17 protein-coding genes are annotated in these 17,146 nt (G+C 69.3%); 12 read left to right on the top strand and 5 right to left on the bottom strand.

Features of this window, described 5'->3' with window-relative positions:
- Positions 1–93 precede the first annotated feature (93 nt).
- The 9 genes from ABS642_RS12375 (at position 94) to ABS642_RS12335 (ending at position 9,081) form a co-directional block, all read left to right on the top strand.
- Complete coding sequence (locus tag ABS642_RS12375; protein WP_350350296.1) at positions 94–918, top strand: ABC transporter ATP-binding protein; 825 nt, start codon at positions 94–96, stop codon at positions 916–918.
- Positions 915–1,712 carry an ATP-binding cassette domain-containing protein gene (locus ABS642_RS12370; RefSeq protein WP_350350295.1) on the top strand — a complete coding sequence of 266 codons (798 nt, stop codon included), beginning with the start codon at positions 915–917 and terminating at the stop codon, positions 1,710–1,712. Before ABS642_RS12375 ends, ABS642_RS12370 begins: the two co-directional genes overlap by 4 nt.
- Entirely contained in the window at positions 1,709–2,794 is a 1,086-nt protein-coding gene (locus ABS642_RS12365) for an ABC transporter permease (RefSeq protein WP_350350294.1), read from the top strand. The genes ABS642_RS12370 and ABS642_RS12365 overlap by 4 nt, the downstream gene beginning before the upstream one ends.
- 1 nt (position 2,795) lies before the next feature.
- The gene (locus ABS642_RS12360) at positions 2,796–3,872 is read left to right on the top strand and encodes an ABC transporter permease (protein ID WP_350350293.1); all 1,077 of its coding nucleotides are present in this window, start codon (positions 2,796–2,798) and stop codon (positions 3,870–3,872) included.
- Positions 3,872–6,118, top strand: a complete 2,247-nt coding sequence (locus ABS642_RS12355) for a glycoside hydrolase family 3 N-terminal domain-containing protein (protein ID WP_350350292.1) — start codon at positions 3,872–3,874, stop codon at positions 6,116–6,118. The genes ABS642_RS12360 and ABS642_RS12355 overlap by 1 nt, the downstream gene beginning before the upstream one ends.
- 127 nt (positions 6,119–6,245) lie before the next feature.
- Positions 6,246–6,572, top strand: coding sequence for a ferredoxin (fdxA, locus tag ABS642_RS12350; RefSeq protein WP_350350291.1), 327 nt, complete (start codon positions 6,246–6,248; stop codon positions 6,570–6,572).
- Entirely contained in the window at positions 6,569–7,933 is a 1,365-nt protein-coding gene (locus ABS642_RS12345) for an FAD-dependent oxidoreductase (protein WP_350350290.1), read from the top strand. The genes fdxA and ABS642_RS12345 overlap by 4 nt, the downstream gene beginning before the upstream one ends.
- Positions 7,930–8,439: a flavin reductase family protein gene (locus ABS642_RS12340; RefSeq protein WP_350350289.1), complete on the top strand. Its 510-nt coding sequence runs from the start codon at positions 7,930–7,932 to the stop codon at positions 8,437–8,439. Before ABS642_RS12345 ends, ABS642_RS12340 begins: the two co-directional genes overlap by 4 nt.
- A 12-nt stretch (positions 8,440–8,451) precedes the next feature.
- Positions 8,452–9,081: a superoxide dismutase gene (locus tag ABS642_RS12335; protein ID WP_350350288.1), complete on the top strand. Its 630-nt coding sequence runs from the start codon at positions 8,452–8,454 to the stop codon at positions 9,079–9,081.
- Between the two features lie 103 nt (positions 9,082–9,184).
- Here ABS642_RS12335 and ABS642_RS12330 read toward each other — a convergent pair whose 3' ends face one another.
- Positions 9,185–10,192 carry a LacI family DNA-binding transcriptional regulator gene (locus ABS642_RS12330; protein WP_350350287.1) on the bottom strand — a complete coding sequence of 336 codons (1,008 nt, stop codon included), beginning with the start codon at positions 10,190–10,192 and terminating at the stop codon, positions 9,185–9,187.
- A 92-nt stretch (positions 10,193–10,284) separates the two neighbouring features.
- On the bottom strand, positions 10,285–11,946 hold the full coding sequence (locus ABS642_RS12325; protein WP_350350286.1) for a glycoside hydrolase family 13 protein: 1,662 nt from the start codon (positions 11,944–11,946) through the stop codon (positions 10,285–10,287).
- A 150-nt stretch (positions 11,947–12,096) separates the two neighbouring features.
- On the opposite strand from ABS642_RS12325, the gene ABS642_RS12320 reads away from it, so the two are divergent.
- Together ABS642_RS12320 and ABS642_RS12315 are read left to right on the top strand one after the other, a co-directional pair.
- The gene (locus ABS642_RS12320; protein WP_350350285.1) at positions 12,097–12,525 is read left to right on the top strand and encodes a DUF1761 domain-containing protein; all 429 of its coding nucleotides are present in this window, start codon (positions 12,097–12,099) and stop codon (positions 12,523–12,525) included.
- A gap of 119 nt (positions 12,526–12,644) precedes the next feature.
- Entirely contained in the window at positions 12,645–13,910 is a 1,266-nt protein-coding gene (locus ABS642_RS12315) for a hypothetical protein (protein WP_350350284.1), read from the top strand.
- A 7-nt stretch (positions 13,911–13,917) separates the two neighbouring features.
- Here the strand turns inward: ABS642_RS12315 and purQ are convergent, their stop codons facing one another.
- The 3 genes from purQ to ABS642_RS12300 form a co-directional block, all read right to left on the bottom strand.
- A complete protein-coding gene (gene purQ / locus ABS642_RS12310; RefSeq protein WP_282214852.1) occupies positions 13,918–14,625 on the bottom strand; it encodes a phosphoribosylformylglycinamidine synthase subunit PurQ in 708 nt (235 codons plus the stop codon).
- The gene (purS, locus tag ABS642_RS12305; RefSeq protein ID WP_350350283.1) at positions 14,622–14,879 is read right to left on the bottom strand and encodes a phosphoribosylformylglycinamidine synthase subunit PurS; all 258 of its coding nucleotides are present in this window, start codon (positions 14,877–14,879) and stop codon (positions 14,622–14,624) included. The genes purQ and purS overlap by 4 nt, the downstream gene beginning before the upstream one ends.
- 157 nt (positions 14,880–15,036) lie before the next feature.
- Positions 15,037–15,576 (bottom strand): adenine phosphoribosyltransferase, encoded by a 540-nt coding sequence (locus tag ABS642_RS12300; protein ID WP_282214850.1) that lies wholly within the window; start codon positions 15,574–15,576, stop codon positions 15,037–15,039.
- A 240-nt stretch (positions 15,577–15,816) separates the two neighbouring features.
- On the opposite strand from ABS642_RS12300, the gene ABS642_RS12295 reads away from it, so the two are divergent.
- A complete protein-coding gene (locus ABS642_RS12295) occupies positions 15,817–17,127 on the top strand; it encodes an ABC transporter substrate-binding protein (RefSeq protein ID WP_350350282.1) in 1,311 nt (436 codons plus the stop codon).
- Positions 17,128–17,146 lie beyond the last annotated feature (19 nt).

The following is a 17,146-nucleotide window of genomic DNA, read 5'->3' as shown; positions in this document are numbered from 1 at the left end:
GGGCTTCGACAGGCTCAGCCATCCAGCACTGGGTCCCTGAGCTTGTCGAAGGGCCGGCGCCTCCCCCTCTGATCGATGAAGGAACACACACCCATGTCAGACCCTCTTCTCACCGTGCGCGACTTCTCGGTCGTGTACGACGTCGATCCTCCGGTCGAGGCGGTGACCGATGTCACGCTGGAACTCCAGCGCGGCGAGATCCTCGGACTCGCCGGCGAGAGCGGATGCGGCAAGACCACGCTCGCGTACGGCGTGCAGCGCCTGCTGCGTGCGCCGGCCGTCATCACCGGTGGCGACGTCGTCTTCCACGATGCTTCCGGCGACGACGTCGATATCAACGCCCTCGACGTCGACGCGATGCAGCGCTTCCGCTGGGACAAGGTCTCGATGGTCTTCCAGGGCGCGATGAACGCCCTCAACCCGGTCGACACGATCGGCTCGCAGCTCGAGGACGTGTTCGAGATCCACCGCCCGGGGATGAACCGGCGTCAGCGCCGGGCCGAGGCCGAGGAGCTGCTCGAGCTCGTCAAGGTCGGACGCCAGCGCATGCGGTCCTTCCCGCACGAGCTCTCCGGCGGCATGCGGCAGCGCGTGATGATCGCGATGGCCCTCGCCCTGCGGCCCCAGCTCATGGTGATGGACGAGCCGACCACTGCGCTGGACGTGCTGGTGCAACGGGAGATCATCAAGCAGATCTCGCAGCTGCGACATGAGTTCGGCTTCTCGGTGATCTTCATCACCCACGACCTCCCGCTGCTCCTCGAGATCAGCGACCGGATCGCGATCATGCGCGAGGGGCGCATCATCGAGCTCGCGAGCGCCGAGGAGATCTGGCGGCGTCCGCAGCACGAGTACACGAGGACCCTGTTGTCGTCGTTCCCCCGGCTGACCGGGGAGAGAGGGGTGCTGGTCCGATGACCACGCTCGAATTCCGCGGCGTCACGAAGAGCTACAACGTCCGCGGCGCTGGTCGCATCAAGGCGCTCGACGACGTGAGCTTCACCCTGACCTCGGGTCGCACGATCGGCCTGGTCGGCCAGTCCGGGAGCGGCAAGTCGACGATCGCGAAGATCCTCACGCAGCTGGAGACCCCGACCAGCGGCGAGGTGCTGCTCGACGGGCAGCCCATCCCGCGCCGCGGGAAGGGACTGCGCCGCTACCGGCAGCAGCTGCGCATGGTCTTCCAGGACCCGTTCGCCTCGCTCAACCCGTACCACTCGATCCGCTACCACCTCGAGCGGCCGATCCGCCTCGACGCGGTCGTGCCGAAGAAGGACACCGACGCCGAGGTCCGCCGATTGCTCGCCCGGGTGCGCCTCGATGCGGATGCCGTGATCGACCGCCGCCCGCACGAGCTCTCCGGCGGCCAGCGTCAGCGCGTCGCCATCGCCCGCGCGCTCGCCTCGCGACCGTCGCTGCTCGTCGCCGACGAGCCCGTGTCGATGCTCGACGTCTCTATCCGTCTCGGGGTGCTCACTCTGCTCGCGGATCTGCAGCGCGAGGAGGGTCTCGGCGTGCTCTACATCACCCACGACCTCGCCACCGCCCGCCACTTCAGCGACGAGATCATGGTGCTCAACCAGGGGCAGGTCGTCGAGTACGGCACCGCCGACGACGTCATCCTGAACCCCCAGAACCCGTACACCCGCGAACTGCGCGCGGCGTCTCCCGATCCGGAGAAGCACTTCGCCTCGACCGGAGGTGCCCTGTGACCACCGCATCGCCCCACCTCGACGAGGATCTCGTCGCGAACGACGCCCTCGAAGTCGGCACCACCGCGACGACCGCCGAGCGCGCGCGACGACCAGTGCCCTGGCGCTTCTTCGCCGGTCGCGCGGCGTTCTACCTCTTCACCCTCTGGGCCGCCCTCACGATCAACTTCTTCCTGCCGCGTTTCATGAAGGGCGACGCGGTCAGCTCGTACCTGGCGCGCAACCGCAACGTGAGCCCGGAGGCCGCCGACTCGCTCCGCATCCTCCTGGGCATCGACACCGACAAGTCGATCTGGCAGCAGTACCTCGAGTACTGGGGCATGCTGTTCCGCGGCGACCTCGGCATCTCGACGCTTCACGGGCTGCGGCCGGTCGGCGAGGTGCTGTCGGCCGCCCTGCCCTGGACGCTCGGGCTGGTCGGGCTCGCGACGATCATCTCGTTCGCGATCGGCACGATCGGCGGGGCGATCGTCGGGTGGCGGCGCGGCAGCAGGCTCGACGCGCTGATCCCGATCACGACGTTCTTCAACACGATCCCGTACTTCTGGCTCGGCCTGATCGCGATCGCGGTCTTCTCCTCGACGCTGAAGTGGTTCCCCTCCTCCCACGCCTACGACAAGGGGCAGTCGCCGGAGTGGAGCTTCGACTTCATCGGCCAGGTGATCATGCACGGCACGCTGCCGGCGCTGACCATCATCATCGCGTCGCTCGGCGGATGGATGCTCGGCATGCGCAACATGATGCTGACCGTGCTCGACGAGGACTACATCACCGTCGCGCAGGCGAAGGGCATGCCCAACCGTCGCGTGCTGTGGGCCTATGCCGCCCGCAACGCCGTGCTGCCGCAGATCCAGAGCTTCGCGCTCTCGATCGGCTTCATCGTGGGCGGCACGATCGTGATGGAGATGGTCTTCAGCTACCCCGGCGTCGGCAAGCTCCTGCTCGACGCCACCAACGCCAAGGACTATGCGCTCATGCAGGGCGTGTTCCTCGTGATCACGCTCTCGGTGCTCGTCGCGAACATCCTCGCCGATGTCGTGTACGCCTACCTCGATCCGCGCACTCGTCAGACGGAGGCCTGAGATGACCGTTCCCACCACCGCCGGAACCACCGCGCCCGACGGGTCGCCGGTCGCATCGGGGATGCCGGAGACGGCGACCCTGCGCGCGCCGGCATCCGTCCCTCCGGAGCAGCGCACCTTCCGCTCGCAGCTCGCGCAGGCGTTCGCGATGTTCCGCAACCGCAAGTCGATCGCCGGGCTCATCATCCTCGGTGTCTTCGTGCTCGTCGCGATCCTCGCCGATTGGATCGCCCCCTACGGTGCGACCCAGAAGGACCGCTCGGCGCTGCGACAGCCTCCGTCGTTCGAGCACTGGCTCGGCACCACCCACATGGGCGAGGACGTGCTCAGCCAGATCATCTTCGGCACGCGCGGCGTGATCGTCGTCGGCTTCCTCTCCGCCGCCATCGCCACGGTCATCGCGATCACGATCGGGGTCATCTCGGGCTATGTGCGCGGCTGGAAGAGCGAGTCGCTCTCGGCCCTGACCAACGTGTTCCTGGTGATCCCCGGCATCCCGCTGATCATCATCATCGCGTCGCAGTTCGAGAACCCGCCGCTGATCGTGATCGCCGCGGTCCTCGGCCTGACCGGCTGGGCATGGGGCGCGAGAGCGCTGCGCGCCCAGACGATGTCGCTGCGCAACCGCGACTTCATCCAGGCGGCGCGGGCCAACGGCGAGCCCCTGCGCCGCATCATCACCGTCGAGATGCTGCCGAACCTCATGGCGCTCATCGCGTCGAGCTTCGTCGGCACCGTGACCGCCGCGATCCTTGGTCTCACGACGCTCGCCTTCATCGGCGTGATCCCGGTCAGCAACCTGAACTGGGGCACGATCCTGTTCTGGGCGCAGCAGAACGGTGCATTCCCCCGGCTGTGGTGGTGGTACGTTCCTGCAGGTCTCTGCATCGCCATCATCGGCGTCGCGCTCTCGCTCATCAACTTCGGCATCGACGAGTACGTCAACCCGCGGCTGCGCTCGGCGGGCGAGCGGGCCAGGGCCATGAAGAAGAAGGGGCTGAACGTGAACGAGGCGGTCACCGCCGTGCGCAGCATCCCGACCTCCCCGAAGACCACGAAGACACAGAACACGAAGTGATGACCTCTCCCACGCTGACGACCACCCTCCCGTACCAGAACCCCGCGCTGCCGATCCCCGAGCGTGTCGCCGACCTCCTCGGTCGCATGACGCTGGAGGAGAAGATCGGGCAGATGCTGCAGCTCGACGCACGCGACGATCTGGACGACCACATCCTGCGCCGCCTGGCCGGGTCGATCCTGCACACCTCGCCGGAGCGCATCCTGCGGGCGAACGAGCTGACCGCCGAGACCCGCCTGCGGATCCCGCTGCTCGTCGCCGAGGACTGCATCCACGGCCACTCGTTCTGGCCGGGCGCGACGATCTATCCGACGCAGCTCGGCATGGCTGCGTCGTGGGATGCCGAGCTGCTCGAGCGCGTCGCCCGCGCCACGGCGGAGGAGGTCGCCGTCACCGGCATCCACTGGACGTTTTCGCCGGTGCTCTGCATCTCGCGCGACCTGCGCTGGGGGCGGGTGAGCGAGACGTTCGGCGAGGATCCGTTCCTCATCGGCGAGCTCGCCAGCGCCATGGTGCGCGGCTATCAGGGTGACGGTCTCGACGATCCCACCGCGATCCTCGCGACGGCCAAGCACTTCGCCGGCTACTCCGAGACGCAGGGCGGACGCGATGCGAGCGAGGCCGATATCTCGCGGCGGAAGCTCCGGTCCTGGTTCCTCCCGCCGTTCGAGCGCGTGGCCCGTGAGGGTTGCCGGTCGTTCATGCTCGGCTACCAGACCATGGACGGCGTGCCGATCACGACGAACGAGTGGCTGCTCAGCGACGTGCTGCGCGGCGAGTGGGGGTACACCGGGACCCTCATCACCGACTGGGACAACGTCGGGCGGATGGTCTGGGAGCAGCGCATCCAGCCCGACATCGCGCACGCGGCGGCGGCGGCGGTGCGGGCCGGGAACGACATGATCATGACGACGCCCGGGTTCTTCGAGGGCACGCTGGATGCCGTGGCGCAGGGTCTCCTCGCGGAGGACGCCTTCGACGCCGCAGCCGCGCGGATCCTCACGCTGAAGTTCGAGCTGGGGCTCTTCGAGGACCCGCGGCTTCCGGGGACGGAGCTGGATGCCGTCGTCGGCAGCGCCGCGCACGCGGAGCTCAACCTCGAGATGGCCCGCCGCTCGATCGTGCTGCTCGAGAACGACGGCGTGCTGCCGCTCGACGCCACGGCCCCGCTCCGGGTCGCGGTCGTGGGTCCCCTCGCCGACGACGCGCAGACGCAGCTCGGCGACTGGGCGGGAGGGTCGGGACAGGCCGGCTGGCTCGACGGGCAGCCGCGCGAGATGATCACGACCGTGCGCGACGGGCTTCAGGGCGTCGACGGCTGGAGCGTCGTGTACGCCCGTGGCGCCGACATCCTCACGCTCGAGGAGGACCCGCAGGGCGCGTTCTTCCCGGATCACCAGCCGCGACCGCCGGTGGTGAAGCCGTGCGCGCCCGATGAGGCTCTGATCGCTGAGGCCGTGGCTGCGGCATCCGCCTCCGACGTGGTCGTCGCCGTGGTGGGAGACCGCATCGAGCTCGTGGGAGAGGGGCGCTCGACCGCGACCCTCGAACTCATCGGCGGACAGAACGCGCTGCTCGACGCGCTGATCGCCACCGGGAAGCCGGTCGTCGTGGTGCTGCTCGCCTCGAAGCCGCTCGTGCTCCCGGCATCCGTGCAGCAGGCGGCGGCCGTGATCTGGGCCGCGAACCCGGGGATGCAGGGCGGGCGTGCGCTCGCCGAGATCATCGCCGGCGCGGTGGACCCCTCGGGGCGCCTGCCGATCTCCTTCGCGCAGCATGTGGGCCAGCAGCCGACGTACTACAACCAGATCCGCGGGCAGCACGGCGATCGGTACGCCGACCTCACCCAGTCGCCCGCGTGGGCGTTCGGCGAGGGCCGCTCGTACACGACGGTCGCGTACTCCGATCTCGTACTTGAGGAGACGGTTCTCGGCGTCACCGACACGATCGTCGGTCACGTCACGGTGTCGAACACAGGGGAGCGTCCCGTGCGCGAGACCGTGCAGGTGTACGTGCGGGATGCCGTGACCAGCGTGAGCTGGACCGACAAGGAGCTCAAGGCGTACCGGCAGGTCGACATCGAGCGGGGGGAGTCGGTGCGCGTGCGGCTGGAGCTGCCGGTGGCCGACTGCACGATCGTGGATGCCGCCGGCATCCGTCTCGTCGAGCCGGGGGCGTTCGAGCTGCTGGTGGGACCGTCGTCGCGGGACGAGGTGCTGCTCTCGGCGGGCTTCGCCGTCTCCTGAGCTCGGCGTTCGCCGACGCTCCTCGATTTGACCTCAACTGCGCTTGAGGTTTTAGGTTGGTCATGTGGCCCCGACGAGGGCCGATCGACCCGAACGAGGATGGCGTGACCCGAACGAAGACCACTCGATGACCTATGTCATCGCCCTGCCGTGCGTCGATCTGAAGGACAAGGCCTGCATCGACGAGTGCCCTGTCGACTGCATCTACGAGGGTGAACGCTCGTTGTACATCCACCCGGACGAGTGCGTCGACTGCGGGGCCTGCGAGCCGGTGTGCCCGGTCGAGGCCATCTTCTACGAGGACGACCTGCCCGATGAGTGGCAGGACTACTACAAGGCCAACGTCGAGTTCTTCGACGAGATCGGATCGCCGGGAGGCGCCGCCAAGACGGGGATGCTGTCGTTCGACCACCCCGTCGTCGCCGCCCTTCCGCCGCAAGGAGCGCACGCATGACCATCGCCGAACCACGCATCGCCATCGTCGGGGCAGGACCTGCCGGCATCTACGCCGCCGACATCCTGCTCGGGCGCGTGCCGCACGCCTCGATCGACCTCTTCGAGAAGCTCCCTGCACCGTACGGGCTGGTCCGGTACGGCGTCGCCCCCGACCATCCGCGCATCCGCAAGATCACCGACGCGCTGCACGACGTGCTCGTGAATCCCCGCATCCGGCTGCGCTGCAATGTCGAGATCGGCGTCGACGTCACAGTCGATGCGCTTCGCGCAGCCTACGACGGAGTGATCATCGCGACGGGTGCCGACCTCGACGTCGCACTCGACATCCCCGGCATCGACCTGCCGGGATCGTTCGGTGCGGCGGAGTTCGTCGCCTGGTACGACGGGCACCCGGACACGGCGCGCACCTGGCCGCTCGCGGCCGAGTCGGTCGCCGTGCTCGGCGCCGGCAACGTGGCGCTCGATGTCACCAGGATCCTCGCCAAGCACGCCACGGCGCTGGCGCGCACCGACACCCCGGACGCGGTGCTCGACGGTCTCGCCGCGAGCCCGTTGCGCGATGTGCACCTCTTCGCTCGACGTGGTCCTGCCGACGTGCGCTTCTCCGCGATGGAGCTGCGCGAACTGGCCGAACAGGACGACGTCGATGTGATCGTCGACCCCGAGGAGCTCGCTCTCGACGCGCACGCCGAGCGGATGGTGGCGCAGTTCACGCAGCGCCGCATCATCGTGCGCACCCTGACCGAATGGGCCGCGCTCGATCCCGCGAACCGCACGGGCTCGCGTCGCATCCACCTGCATCTGCGGCAGCGTCCGGTCCGACTGCTCGGCACGGACAGGGTCACCGGGATCGAGATGGAGCGCACGGCATCCGACGAGCTGGGCCGCATGGTCGGCACCGGGGAGCTGCTGCGCTACGACGTCGGGGCCGTCTACCGTGCTGTGGGATATCGGTCGACGCCGGTTCCCGGAGTGCCGTTCGCCGCGGATCCGGGCGTCGTTCCCCACATCGAGGGCCGCGTGGTGGATGTCGACGGATCGCCCATTCCACGGCTCTACGCCACGGGCTGGATCAAGCGGGGTCCGGTCGGCCTCATCGGCTCGACCAAATCGGATGCCGCCCAGACGGTCGGCTACCTCGTCGACGATCTCGTGGCCGCCGACGATGTACGCGAGGCCCGCGGCGATGATCCGATCGCCGACCTCGCGCACGCCGTCGATCTCGACGGCTGGCTGCGGATCGACGCCGCGGAACGCGGCGCCGGAGCCGAGCGAGGACGCGAGCGCACCAAGATCGTCGATCGCGCGGAGATGCTCGAACATGCCACGCAGGGACAGAGGATGGAGGTCGCTCGATGACCACGGCACTCGTGCCCACGCCGGTCGGCGAAGGGCTCAAGGCGGCATTCCGCACGCACCCCGCCGGGGTCGCGATCATCACGGCGAACGCCCCGGATGGTCCGGTCGGGCTCACGGCGTCGAGCGTCGCCTCGGTGGCCGTCGATCCCGCCGCGATCGTGTTCTCGGTGACCCGGGCGACCGGCAGCGCCGGCGCGATCCTCGCGGCGGACTCCTTCGTCGTGCACCTGATCGACGACGACCACTCCGCTCTCGCGCAGACCTTCGCGGTCAGCGGGTCCGAGCGGTTCACGACCGAGCAGGGATGGGCGACGCTGCCGACCGGTGAGCCGCACCTCGCGGAAGCCAGGGTCGCGCTGCGGTGCCGCCCCATCCAGACCGTGCCGGTCGGCTCGTCGACCGTGGTCATCGCCGAGGTGCTCGAGGTGCTTCCCGGAACCGCCGGGCGGCCGCTCGTCTACCTCGACCGCCGCTTCCACCCTCTGCCGCACGACACCCATCTCTGAAAGGAAGACACCATGTCCGCTCTCTACACGCTCCCCGAGCTCCCGTACGACTACTCCGCGCTCGAGCCGCACATCTCCGGCAAGATCATGGAGCTGCACCACTCGAAGCACCACCAGGCCTATGTCACCGGCGCGAACACGGCCCTCGAACAGCTCGCGACGGCACGCAGCGCCGGCGACCTCGCGAACGTGAACAAGCTCGAGAAGGACCTCGCGTTCAACCTCGGCGGCCACGTCAATCACTCGGTGTTCTGGCAGAACCTCTCGCCCGAGGGCGGCGGGGCTCCCGAAGGCGAGCTCGAGGCCGCGCTCGTCGACGCGTTCGGGTCGATCGACGCCTTCCGCGCGCACTTCACCGCCACGGCACTCGGCGTGCAGGGCTCCGGCTGGGCCGTGCTCGCCTGGGATTCCGTGGGCGCGCGGCCGGTGATCTTCCAGCTCTTCGACCAGCAGGGCAATGCACCGCTCGGCGTCACGCCGCTGCTGCAGCTCGACGTGTGGGAGCACGCCTACTACCTCGACTACCTCAACGTGCGCGCCGACTACGTGAAGGCGTTCTGGGAGCTCGTGAACTGGCCCGACGTGCAGCGTCGGTTCGCGGCTGCACGCACGGCGACGAAGGGCCTCATCGTCGCGTCGTGAGCTCCCGCCTCCTGGCGAACCGGCCCTCTTCGTGCGACCCGGCCCGTTTCGGACGTCCGCAACGGGCCGGGTCGTGCAGAAGGGGCCGGGTCGGCAGGGCAGGTCAGAGGAGGCGCGCCGTCGTCCCGCGTACGTTCAGCTCGTAGGGCAGGGCGGCGGGGATGCGCACGGCATCCGGCTCCGAGAGCTTCGCGAGCACGGCATCCGCTGCTCGCTCCCCCTGGCCGAGAGGGAACTGGTCGACCGTCGTGAGGCGGAAGAACTCGCCCAGCTCATGGCCGTCGATGCCGACGATCGACAGGTCGTCCGGCACCCCGAAGCCCAGGTCGCGAGCGGCGAGGAGCGCGCCGATCGCCATCTCGTCGGATGCGGCGAACACGGCGGTCGGGCGGGGCCCCGGACGACCCAGCAACTGCTTCGCCGCGCGGTGGCCGCCCTCCACCGTGAAGTCCGCAGGCTCCAGGAACGCCGGGTTCAGGGGGATGCCGGCCTTCGCCAGCGCCCGCTCGAACCCCAGCCGTCGGTTGGTCGGGATGTGGAAGTCGAGGTCGAACTCGGGGTTCGCCCCGATGTGCGCGATGTCGGTGTGACCGAGGCCGATGAGGTGCTCGGTGGCCAGCTGCGCCACGGCGACGTCGTCGACCGTCAGTGTGTCGAGCTTCGGGTTCGGCCCGCCGATCGCGATGACGGGCAGCCCGAGCTCGAGCAGGTACTGCGTCTCGTCCTCGTCGAGCTCGATCGACACCGCGATCACGGCATCCACCCGCTGACGGCGCAGGAACGTGTCGAACACGTGCCGGCGCACATCCTTGTCGGCGGTGATGTTGTAGAGCGTGATGTCGTAGCCCTCGCGCATCAGGGCGGCGGAGACCCCGGACAGCACGGTGCTGAAGAACCACCGGTCGAGGAACGGCACCACGACGCCGATGTTCCGCGTGCGCCCCGAGGCCAGGCTCGAGGCCCGCGAGGAGACGACGTAGCCCAGCGTCTGCGCCGCCGCCTGCACGCGCTCCCTGGCCGACGCGGAGACCTGCCCGCGGCCGCTCAGCGCACGCGAGACGGTCGCCGTGGAGACGCCGGCGAGCCGGGCCACCTCATCGATGCTCGCCATGCGGTTCCTCCGTCGGATCCTGTTCCGGTCGCGATATCTGTCGGCTCACGGGCGGTGGAGCGGCAGATATCGCGACCGGAACGGAAGGGTGATCAGGCCGTCGTGTACCAGGCGGCCGTGTCGACGGGCAGCGAGGTGCCGTCGAACGGCTGGCTCGACAGGACGACGGTCGCGCCGGCGGGCAGTTCGAGCGGTGCGGTGCCGAGGTTCGCGACCACGTGCACGTCGCCGCGGCGGAAGGCCACGGCATCCGCTCCCGCGTCCTCCCACACGAGCGAGCCGCTGCCGAAGCCGTGCTCGCGTCGTGCCGCCAGCAGCTCCTTGTAGAGCGACAGCGTCGACGTCGGGTCGGCCTCTTCGACATCGCGGGCGTACGTCGCCCAGCTCGCCGGCTGCGGCAGCCACGAGGCGCCGGTGTCGTTGAACCCGAAGGCGGTGCCCTCGGCGGTCCAGGGCAGCGGCACGCGGCATCCGTCGCGTCCGTAGCGCTCGCCGTTCGTGCGGAACCAGGTCGGGTCCTGACGGAACGCGTCGGGGATCTCCATCGCCTCGGGAAGGCCGAGCTCCTCGCCCTGGTAGAGGTAGGCGGATCCGGGCAGGGCCAGCATCAGCGTGGTCGCCGCGCGGGCGCGCGCCAGTCCGATCGCGGTGTCGGGCTTGTCCGGGGTGTTCGGTCCGATCCCCTCGCCCTGCGGGTTCTCGGCCGTCAGCGCGAGGCGGCTCGCGTGACGAACGACGTCGTGGTTCGAGAGCACCCAGGTGCTCGGGGCGCCGACCGCGCCGAACGCGTCGAGCGATTCGCGGATGACGTCTGCGAGCTCCTTCGCGTCCCACGGGGTCATGAGGTACGGGAAGTTGAAGGTCTGGTGCATCTCGTCGGGGCGCACCCAGAGCGCGGTCTGCTTCAGCGTCGGCATCCAGGCCTCACCGCACAGCGCGCGGTCGCCGTCGTACTCGGCGAGCACTTCGTGCCAGTCGCGGTAGATGTCGTGCACGCCCTCCTGGCCCCAGTACGGCACGTTCGCCTCGCCGCCGCCCATCGAGTCGGCGTCGGCCGGGGGTGTGTAGTCGGGCAGGCCGTCGGCCTTGATCATGCCGTGCGCGACGTCGACGCGGAACCCGTCGACACCGCGGTCGAGCCAGAAGCGCAGGATCGAGCGGAACTCCTCGCGCACCTCTTCGTTGTTCCAGTCGAAGTCGGGCTGCGTGGGGTCGAAGATGTGCAGGTACCACTGGCCGGGTGTGCCGTCGGCCTCGACGATGCGCTCCCACATGCCGCCGCCGAACACGGACTCCCAGTTGTTCGGCGGGAGCTCGCCGTTCTCGCCCTTGCCGTCGCGGAAGATGTAGCGCGCGCGCTCGGGGCTGCCCGGCGCGGCCTTCAGGGCTTCCTGGAACCAGGCGTGCTGCGCCGAGGAGTGGTTCGGGACCAGGTCGACGACCACGCGGATGCCGCGGGCATGGGCCTCGGCCAGCATCTCGTCGAAGTCGGCGAGGGTGCCGAAGAGCGGGTCGACGTCGCGGTAGTCGGCGACGTCGTAGCCGGCGTCGCGCTGGGGGCTCGTCATGAAGGGGCTGAGCCAGATCGCATCGACGCCGAGGTCCTTCAGCGAGTCGAGCCGCGCGGTGATGCCCGGCAGGTCGCCGATGCCGTCGCCGGAGGCGTCCGCGAAGGAGCGGGGATAGATCTGGTAGATGACGGCGCTGCGCCACCACTCGGAACCGGGGGCTGCGATCTGTTCAAGCTGTGCCATGGGACGAGACTAGTGCAAACGCTTACATTCCCGCCAGATCGGCGATCGAATCGGTTCGGAGCAGGAGAGCGGATGCGCGCGCCGTCGGTGCTTGCAGGAGTCCGGCCGTCCGAGGAGTAGCCTGACGGCATCCGATTCGAGGAGGCAATGATGGTTCCCGAGATCAACTACTGGGCGGTTCTGCTGGCCACGGCGTCGAGCATGCTCGTCGGCTCGATCTGGTACGCCCCGAAGGTGTTCGGCACGCGCTGGTCGAAGCTCGCGAACGTCGACATGGATCGGCCGGCCGCGACGGCGATGTGGCCCATCATCACCACCGTCATCGTGAGCTTCCTCACCGCGTGGGCGCTCGCCGGAGCATCCGCCATCTCCTGGCACTTCTACGGCGGCCCGTTCTTCTGGGGCACGATCGTGACGGGCGTGACGCTCTGGGCCGGATTCACGGCCGCCCGCTTCATCACGCACGACGCCTTCGAGGGGCGCTCGACCAGACTCACCACCCTGAACATCGCGCACGAGCTCGTCACGGTGCTGGTGATGGCCGTGATCATCGGCGTGTGGCCGCCCGCGCTCGCATAGTTCGACGTGCGGAGAGTGAACACTAGACTTTCGCCGCTTCCCCGGATGGCCCCGAGGGGCGAGGCTTTTCCTGCGACTTCCTGGTCGTGCGATGCGCCCGCTTCCGACCGAGGGGTCCCATGTCCGGTTCTCCGCGCCGATACGCGCCCTGGGCGATCATCACCGTGCTCGTCGCCGCGACCGTGTTCGCGGGGGCGGTGCCTGCCGTGTCGGCCGGCGTCACGTCGGCCGATGAGCCCACGCCGACGGTGAGCGCCCTCGATCCGGAGCAGTCCGTCGCTCTGGCCTACGAATTCCTCGACGCCCGCGTCGACGAGTTCTGCGACGGCGCCGGCCACTGCCTCCCCCGGAGCTACCAAGGCGGGTTCTTCACCACTCCGAGTTGGGATTTCACGCCGTCGTTCGTCTACGACGACGCGCTGGTGGTGATCGCCTACACGTCCCGCGGCCTGCCCGCCGACCTCCGTCGCGCGCAGGCGATCGGCGACACCCTGCTGTTCGTGCAGGCGGAGGACCCGATCGGTGACGGCCGCGTGCGCACGTCGTACGAACCGCACGGCATCCGTCAGGGGCGAGTGGAGATCACGGGCCCCGGCACGTTCACCGGGAACCAGGCCTGGGTCGGCATGGCTCTCGCGCGTCTCTTCCACGCGACGGGAGAGACGAAGTATCTCGACGGGGCGCTGCGGATCGCCGACTGGATCCAGACGAACACCGCCGACATGGTCCGCGCGCCCTACGGATACACGGGCGGCCAGGTGGACGACGGCACCTCGCTGACGTGGAAGTCGACCGAGCACAACAGCGACATCTCCGGGTTCTTCACTCAGCTGGCGCAGCTCACCGGCGATGCGGAGTGGGCGGACCGGGCAGCCGTCGCCGCCGGTTTCGTCGCAGCGATGCAGAGCGCGGACGGTCACGTCGACACCGGCACGGGCCTCGACGGATCGACGATCAACACCCGTCCCGTGCCGCTGGATGCGCAGACGTGGAGCTACCTGGGCACCGGCGACCCGCGCTACGGTGCGGCGCTGGACTGGACCCTCGCCAACCTGATCGCGAACGATGGTCCGTACACGGGGCCCTCGATCAGCGACACCGACGTCTCGAAGGTGTGGTTCGAGGGCGCGGGGAACCTCGCGCTCGGGCTCCGGCTGCGCGACGGACAGGGCGATGCGGATCGCGCGGAGACCCTGCTCGACAGCATCCGGCTGGCGCAGCGCGACGCCGCGAACGGCGACGGAAAGGGGATCGTGGCGACGTCGACGGACGGCCTCGACTCCGGCTTCGGCGACCTGTACTACGCGAGCCTGCACACGGGTGCGACGGCCTGGTACCTGCTCGCAGAGGCGGGGGACAACCCCTTCCGCCTGCCGGTGGATTGAGGGAGAACTAGGCGGCGACGCGGGCGACCGCGGCGACCGCGCTCGCGAAGAAGCCGAGCCCGTCGATCCCGCTGCGCATCGCGACCGCGGTGTCGGGGCCGAAGCCCGGCTCGACCGAGTGCTCGGGGTGCGGCATGAGCCCCACGACGTTGCCCGCCTCGTTCGTGAGTCCGGCGATGTCGCGCAGGGAGCCGTTGGGGTTCACGCCGGCGTAGCGGAACGCGACCAGGCCCTCGCCCTCCAGGCGGTCCAGCGTCGCGTCGTCGGCGATGTAGCCGCCGTCCCCGTTCTTGAGCGGGATGACGATCTCCTGACCGGCGCGGAACGTGTTCGTCCAGGCCGTGTCGGAGTTCTCGACCGTGAGCTTCTGGTCGCGACGCACGAAGTGCTGGTGGTCGTTGCGGATCAGACCGCCGGGCAGCAGGTGCGCCTCGACGAGCATCTGGAAGCCGTTGCAGATGCCGAGGATCGGCATGCCCTTGGCCGCGGCATCCTTCACCTCGGCCATGATCGGCGAGAGGGCGGCGATGGCTCCGGCGCGCAGGTAGTCGCCGTAGCTGAAGCCGCCGGGCAGCACGAGGGCGTCGACGCCCTCGAGGTCGTGCGAGCCGTGCCAGAGCGCGACGGGCTCGGCGCCCGCGATGCGGACGGCGCGCTGCGCGTCACGGTCGTCGAGCGAGCCGGGGAAGGTGACGACGCCGATGCGGACGGTCATTCGACGACCTCGACGACCTCGACGCCCACCACGTCCTCGATCACGGAGTTGGAGAGCACCTCGTCGGCGACGCGCTTCGCCTCGGCGAGCAGCTCGTCGGTGACCTCGCCTTCGACCGTGAGCTCGAAGCGCTTGCCGATGCGGACGTCGGTGAAGCCCTCGACGCCCAGACGGGCGAATGCGCCGGAGACGGCCTTCCCCTGCGGGTCGAGCAGTTCGGACTTGGGCATGACGTCGACGACGATGGTGGGCATCGTGATCCTCCAGGCGGCCGCAGGCCGTAGCTATGGTCATTGAGCGACGACGCTTCGTCTCGCTTCGCTCGCTCAGTGCAGGTCTTAGCGAGGAGTCGAAACGCCGGAAGTCGCGGGAAGGCTGGCGGCCTCAGTCTACCGGCCCCGGCACCTCGTCCTACGCGGGGTCGGAGTGGAAGACCGTGTGCAGATCGCCGATGGCCGCGCGCCCGCCGAGGCCGTCGATCTCGAACAGCACCGAGATGCCGACGACGTGGCTACCGAGTCGTTCGACGAGCTCACGCCCGGCTGCGAGCGTGCCGCCCGTGGCGAGCACGTCGTCGATGAGCAGCACGCGGGATCCGGCCGGCAGATCGTCGTGCATCTCGATCGTCGCGGTGCCGTACTCGAGCGCGTAGTCGACGGATGCCGCGGGCCGCGGCAGCTTGCCCGCCTTGCGGATCGGGATCAGGCCGACCCCGGCGGCGATCGCGGCCGCTCCGGCCAGGATGAAGCCGCGCGCCTCGATGCCGGCGACCACGTCGAACTGCCCGGCGAAGGGCTCGATGATCGCCTCGGTCGTGACGCGGAGTGCTTCGGCGTCGGCGAGCAGCGGGGTGATGTCGCGGAAGACGATGCCGGGTTCCGGGTAGTCCGGGATGCTGCGGATCAGGGACGCGGCGCGGACGAGGGCGGGGGAGAGAGCGGCTTCGGGCACCGGGCAAGGCTACCTCGCGTGCATAACTCAGCAAGAATGTGGCCGATCGGCCCGCGGGACCGGCGTGTCGAGGTGCGGCGGTGAATTCTTGCTGAGTTGTGCACAGCCTCCGGCCCCGACCCGTCCTGCTTGACTTTCGTGGGAGCGCTCCCATAGAGTGACGTCTCAGTTCGTGGGAGCGCTCCCACGAATCCCTGAGCACCACACCGCACGACCCCCCCCACCACAAAGGAGTGACCTGTGAACACACGTGCCCGCACCCGGATCCTGACGGCAGCCGCCGTGGCATCCGTCTCCGCCCTCGCCCTGGCCGGATGCTCCGGCGCCGCCGGTGGCGACGCCGACGGCGGTGGCGACGAGGACGTCACGCTGACCGTCACGACGTTCGGCACCTTCGGCTATGAAGACCTCTACGACGAGTACGAGAAGGAGCACCCGAACGTCACGATCGAGGCGACGAACATCGACACCGGCGGCAACGCCCGCACCGACGCGTTCACCAAGATCGCGGCCGGCTCCGGCCTCAGCGACGTCGTCGCGATCGAAGAGGGCTGGCTCGGCGCCATCATGGACGTCTCCGACACCTTCGTCGACCTGCGCGACTTCGGCATCGAGGACCGCAAGGCCGACTGGGTCGACTGGAAGTACGGACAGGCGACGGACGCCGAGGGCCGTGTCATCGGCTACGGCACCGACATCGGTCCGAGCGGCATCTGCTACAACGGCGCCGCGTTCGAGGCCGCTGGCCTGCCCAGCGACCGCGAGTCCGTCGCCCAGCTGCTCGACGGCGACTGGGAGAACTACTTCGCCGTCGGAGCCGAGTACACGGCCAAGACCGGCAAGGCCTGGTACGACCACTCCGGTTTCGTCTGGAACGCGATGGTCAACCAGCTCGACGAGGGCTACTACACCGCCGACGGCAAGGTGAACGTCGAGGACAACGCCGAGCTGAAGGAGCGCTTCGAGCTGCTCGGAGCCGCGACCGAGGGCGGCCAGTCCGCTGCGCAGACCGCGTGGGACTGGAACGGCGGGAAGTCGTTCGTGGACGGCACCTTCGCGACCTTCGTGTGCCCGGGCTGGATGCTCGGCGTCGTGCAGGGTCAGGTCGAAGCCGGCGGCGGCGACGCGGCCACCGGCTGGGACTTCGCCGACGTGTTCCCCGGAGGGGCGGCCAACTGGGGCGGCGCGTTCCTGTCGATCCCGGAGAGCTCGCAGCACCAGGAGGCGGCCGCTGAGCTCGCCGACTGGCTGACGCAGCCCGAGCAGCAGGTGAAGCAGTCCGCCGCCGCGGGCAACTTCCCCTCGACCGTCAAGGCGCAGGAGACCCTCGCCTCGGAGGCGACGCCGAACGCGTTCTTCAACGACGCGCCCACCGGCGCGATCCTGGCCGAGCGCGCGAAGGGTGTGGTGGCGCAGTTCAAGGGCGCCGACGACTCCGTGATCCAGGAGAACGTCTTCGGTCCGGCTCTCAGCGGACTCGACCGCGGTGACACCGACACTCAGGGTGCCTGGGATGCCGCGATCAAGCTCCTGAACGAGCTCGTCGACTGACACCTCCCCCTCGACAGGC

This window comes from Microbacterium sp. A8/3-1 (genome assembly GCF_040267695.1).
GTDB classification, from domain to species: domain Bacteria; phylum Actinomycetota; class Actinomycetes; order Actinomycetales; family Microbacteriaceae; genus Microbacterium; species Microbacterium luteolum.
The sequence above is the reverse complement of the archived record's forward strand: the minus strand, read 5'-3'. Positions and strand labels throughout refer to the sequence as shown.

Coding starts and splice junctions, on each gene's coding strand:
- ABS642_RS12370 (WP_350350295.1), top strand. CDS start 915: ATGACCACGCTCGAATTCCGCGGCGTCACGAAGAGCTACAACGTCCGC.
- ABS642_RS12375 (WP_350350296.1), top strand. CDS start 94: ATGTCAGACCCTCTTCTCACCGTGCGCGACTTCTCGGTCGTGTACGAC.
- fdxA (WP_350350291.1), top strand. CDS start 6,246: ATGACCTATGTCATCGCCCTGCCGTGCGTCGATCTGAAGGACAAGGCC.
- ABS642_RS12315 (WP_350350284.1), top strand. CDS start 12,645: ATGTCCGGTTCTCCGCGCCGATACGCGCCCTGGGCGATCATCACCGTG.
- purS (WP_350350283.1), bottom strand. CDS start 14,879: ATGCCCACCATCGTCGTCGACGTCATGCCCAAGTCCGAACTGCTCGAC.
- ABS642_RS12325 (WP_350350286.1), bottom strand. CDS start 11,946: ATGGCACAGCTTGAACAGATCGCAGCCCCCGGTTCCGAGTGGTGGCGC.
- ABS642_RS12335 (WP_350350288.1), top strand. CDS start 8,452: ATGTCCGCTCTCTACACGCTCCCCGAGCTCCCGTACGACTACTCCGCG.
- ABS642_RS12320 (WP_350350285.1), top strand. CDS start 12,097: ATGGTTCCCGAGATCAACTACTGGGCGGTTCTGCTGGCCACGGCGTCG.
- ABS642_RS12345 (WP_350350290.1), top strand. CDS start 6,569: ATGACCATCGCCGAACCACGCATCGCCATCGTCGGGGCAGGACCTGCC.
- ABS642_RS12330 (WP_350350287.1), bottom strand. CDS start 10,192: ATGGCGAGCATCGATGAGGTGGCCCGGCTCGCCGGCGTCTCCACGGCG.
- ABS642_RS12340 (WP_350350289.1), top strand. CDS start 7,930: ATGACCACGGCACTCGTGCCCACGCCGGTCGGCGAAGGGCTCAAGGCG.
- ABS642_RS12360 (WP_350350293.1), top strand. CDS start 2,796: ATGACCGTTCCCACCACCGCCGGAACCACCGCGCCCGACGGGTCGCCG.
- purQ (WP_282214852.1), bottom strand. CDS start 14,625: ATGACCGTCCGCATCGGCGTCGTCACCTTCCCCGGCTCGCTCGACGAC.
- ABS642_RS12355 (WP_350350292.1), top strand. CDS start 3,872: ATGACCTCTCCCACGCTGACGACCACCCTCCCGTACCAGAACCCCGCG.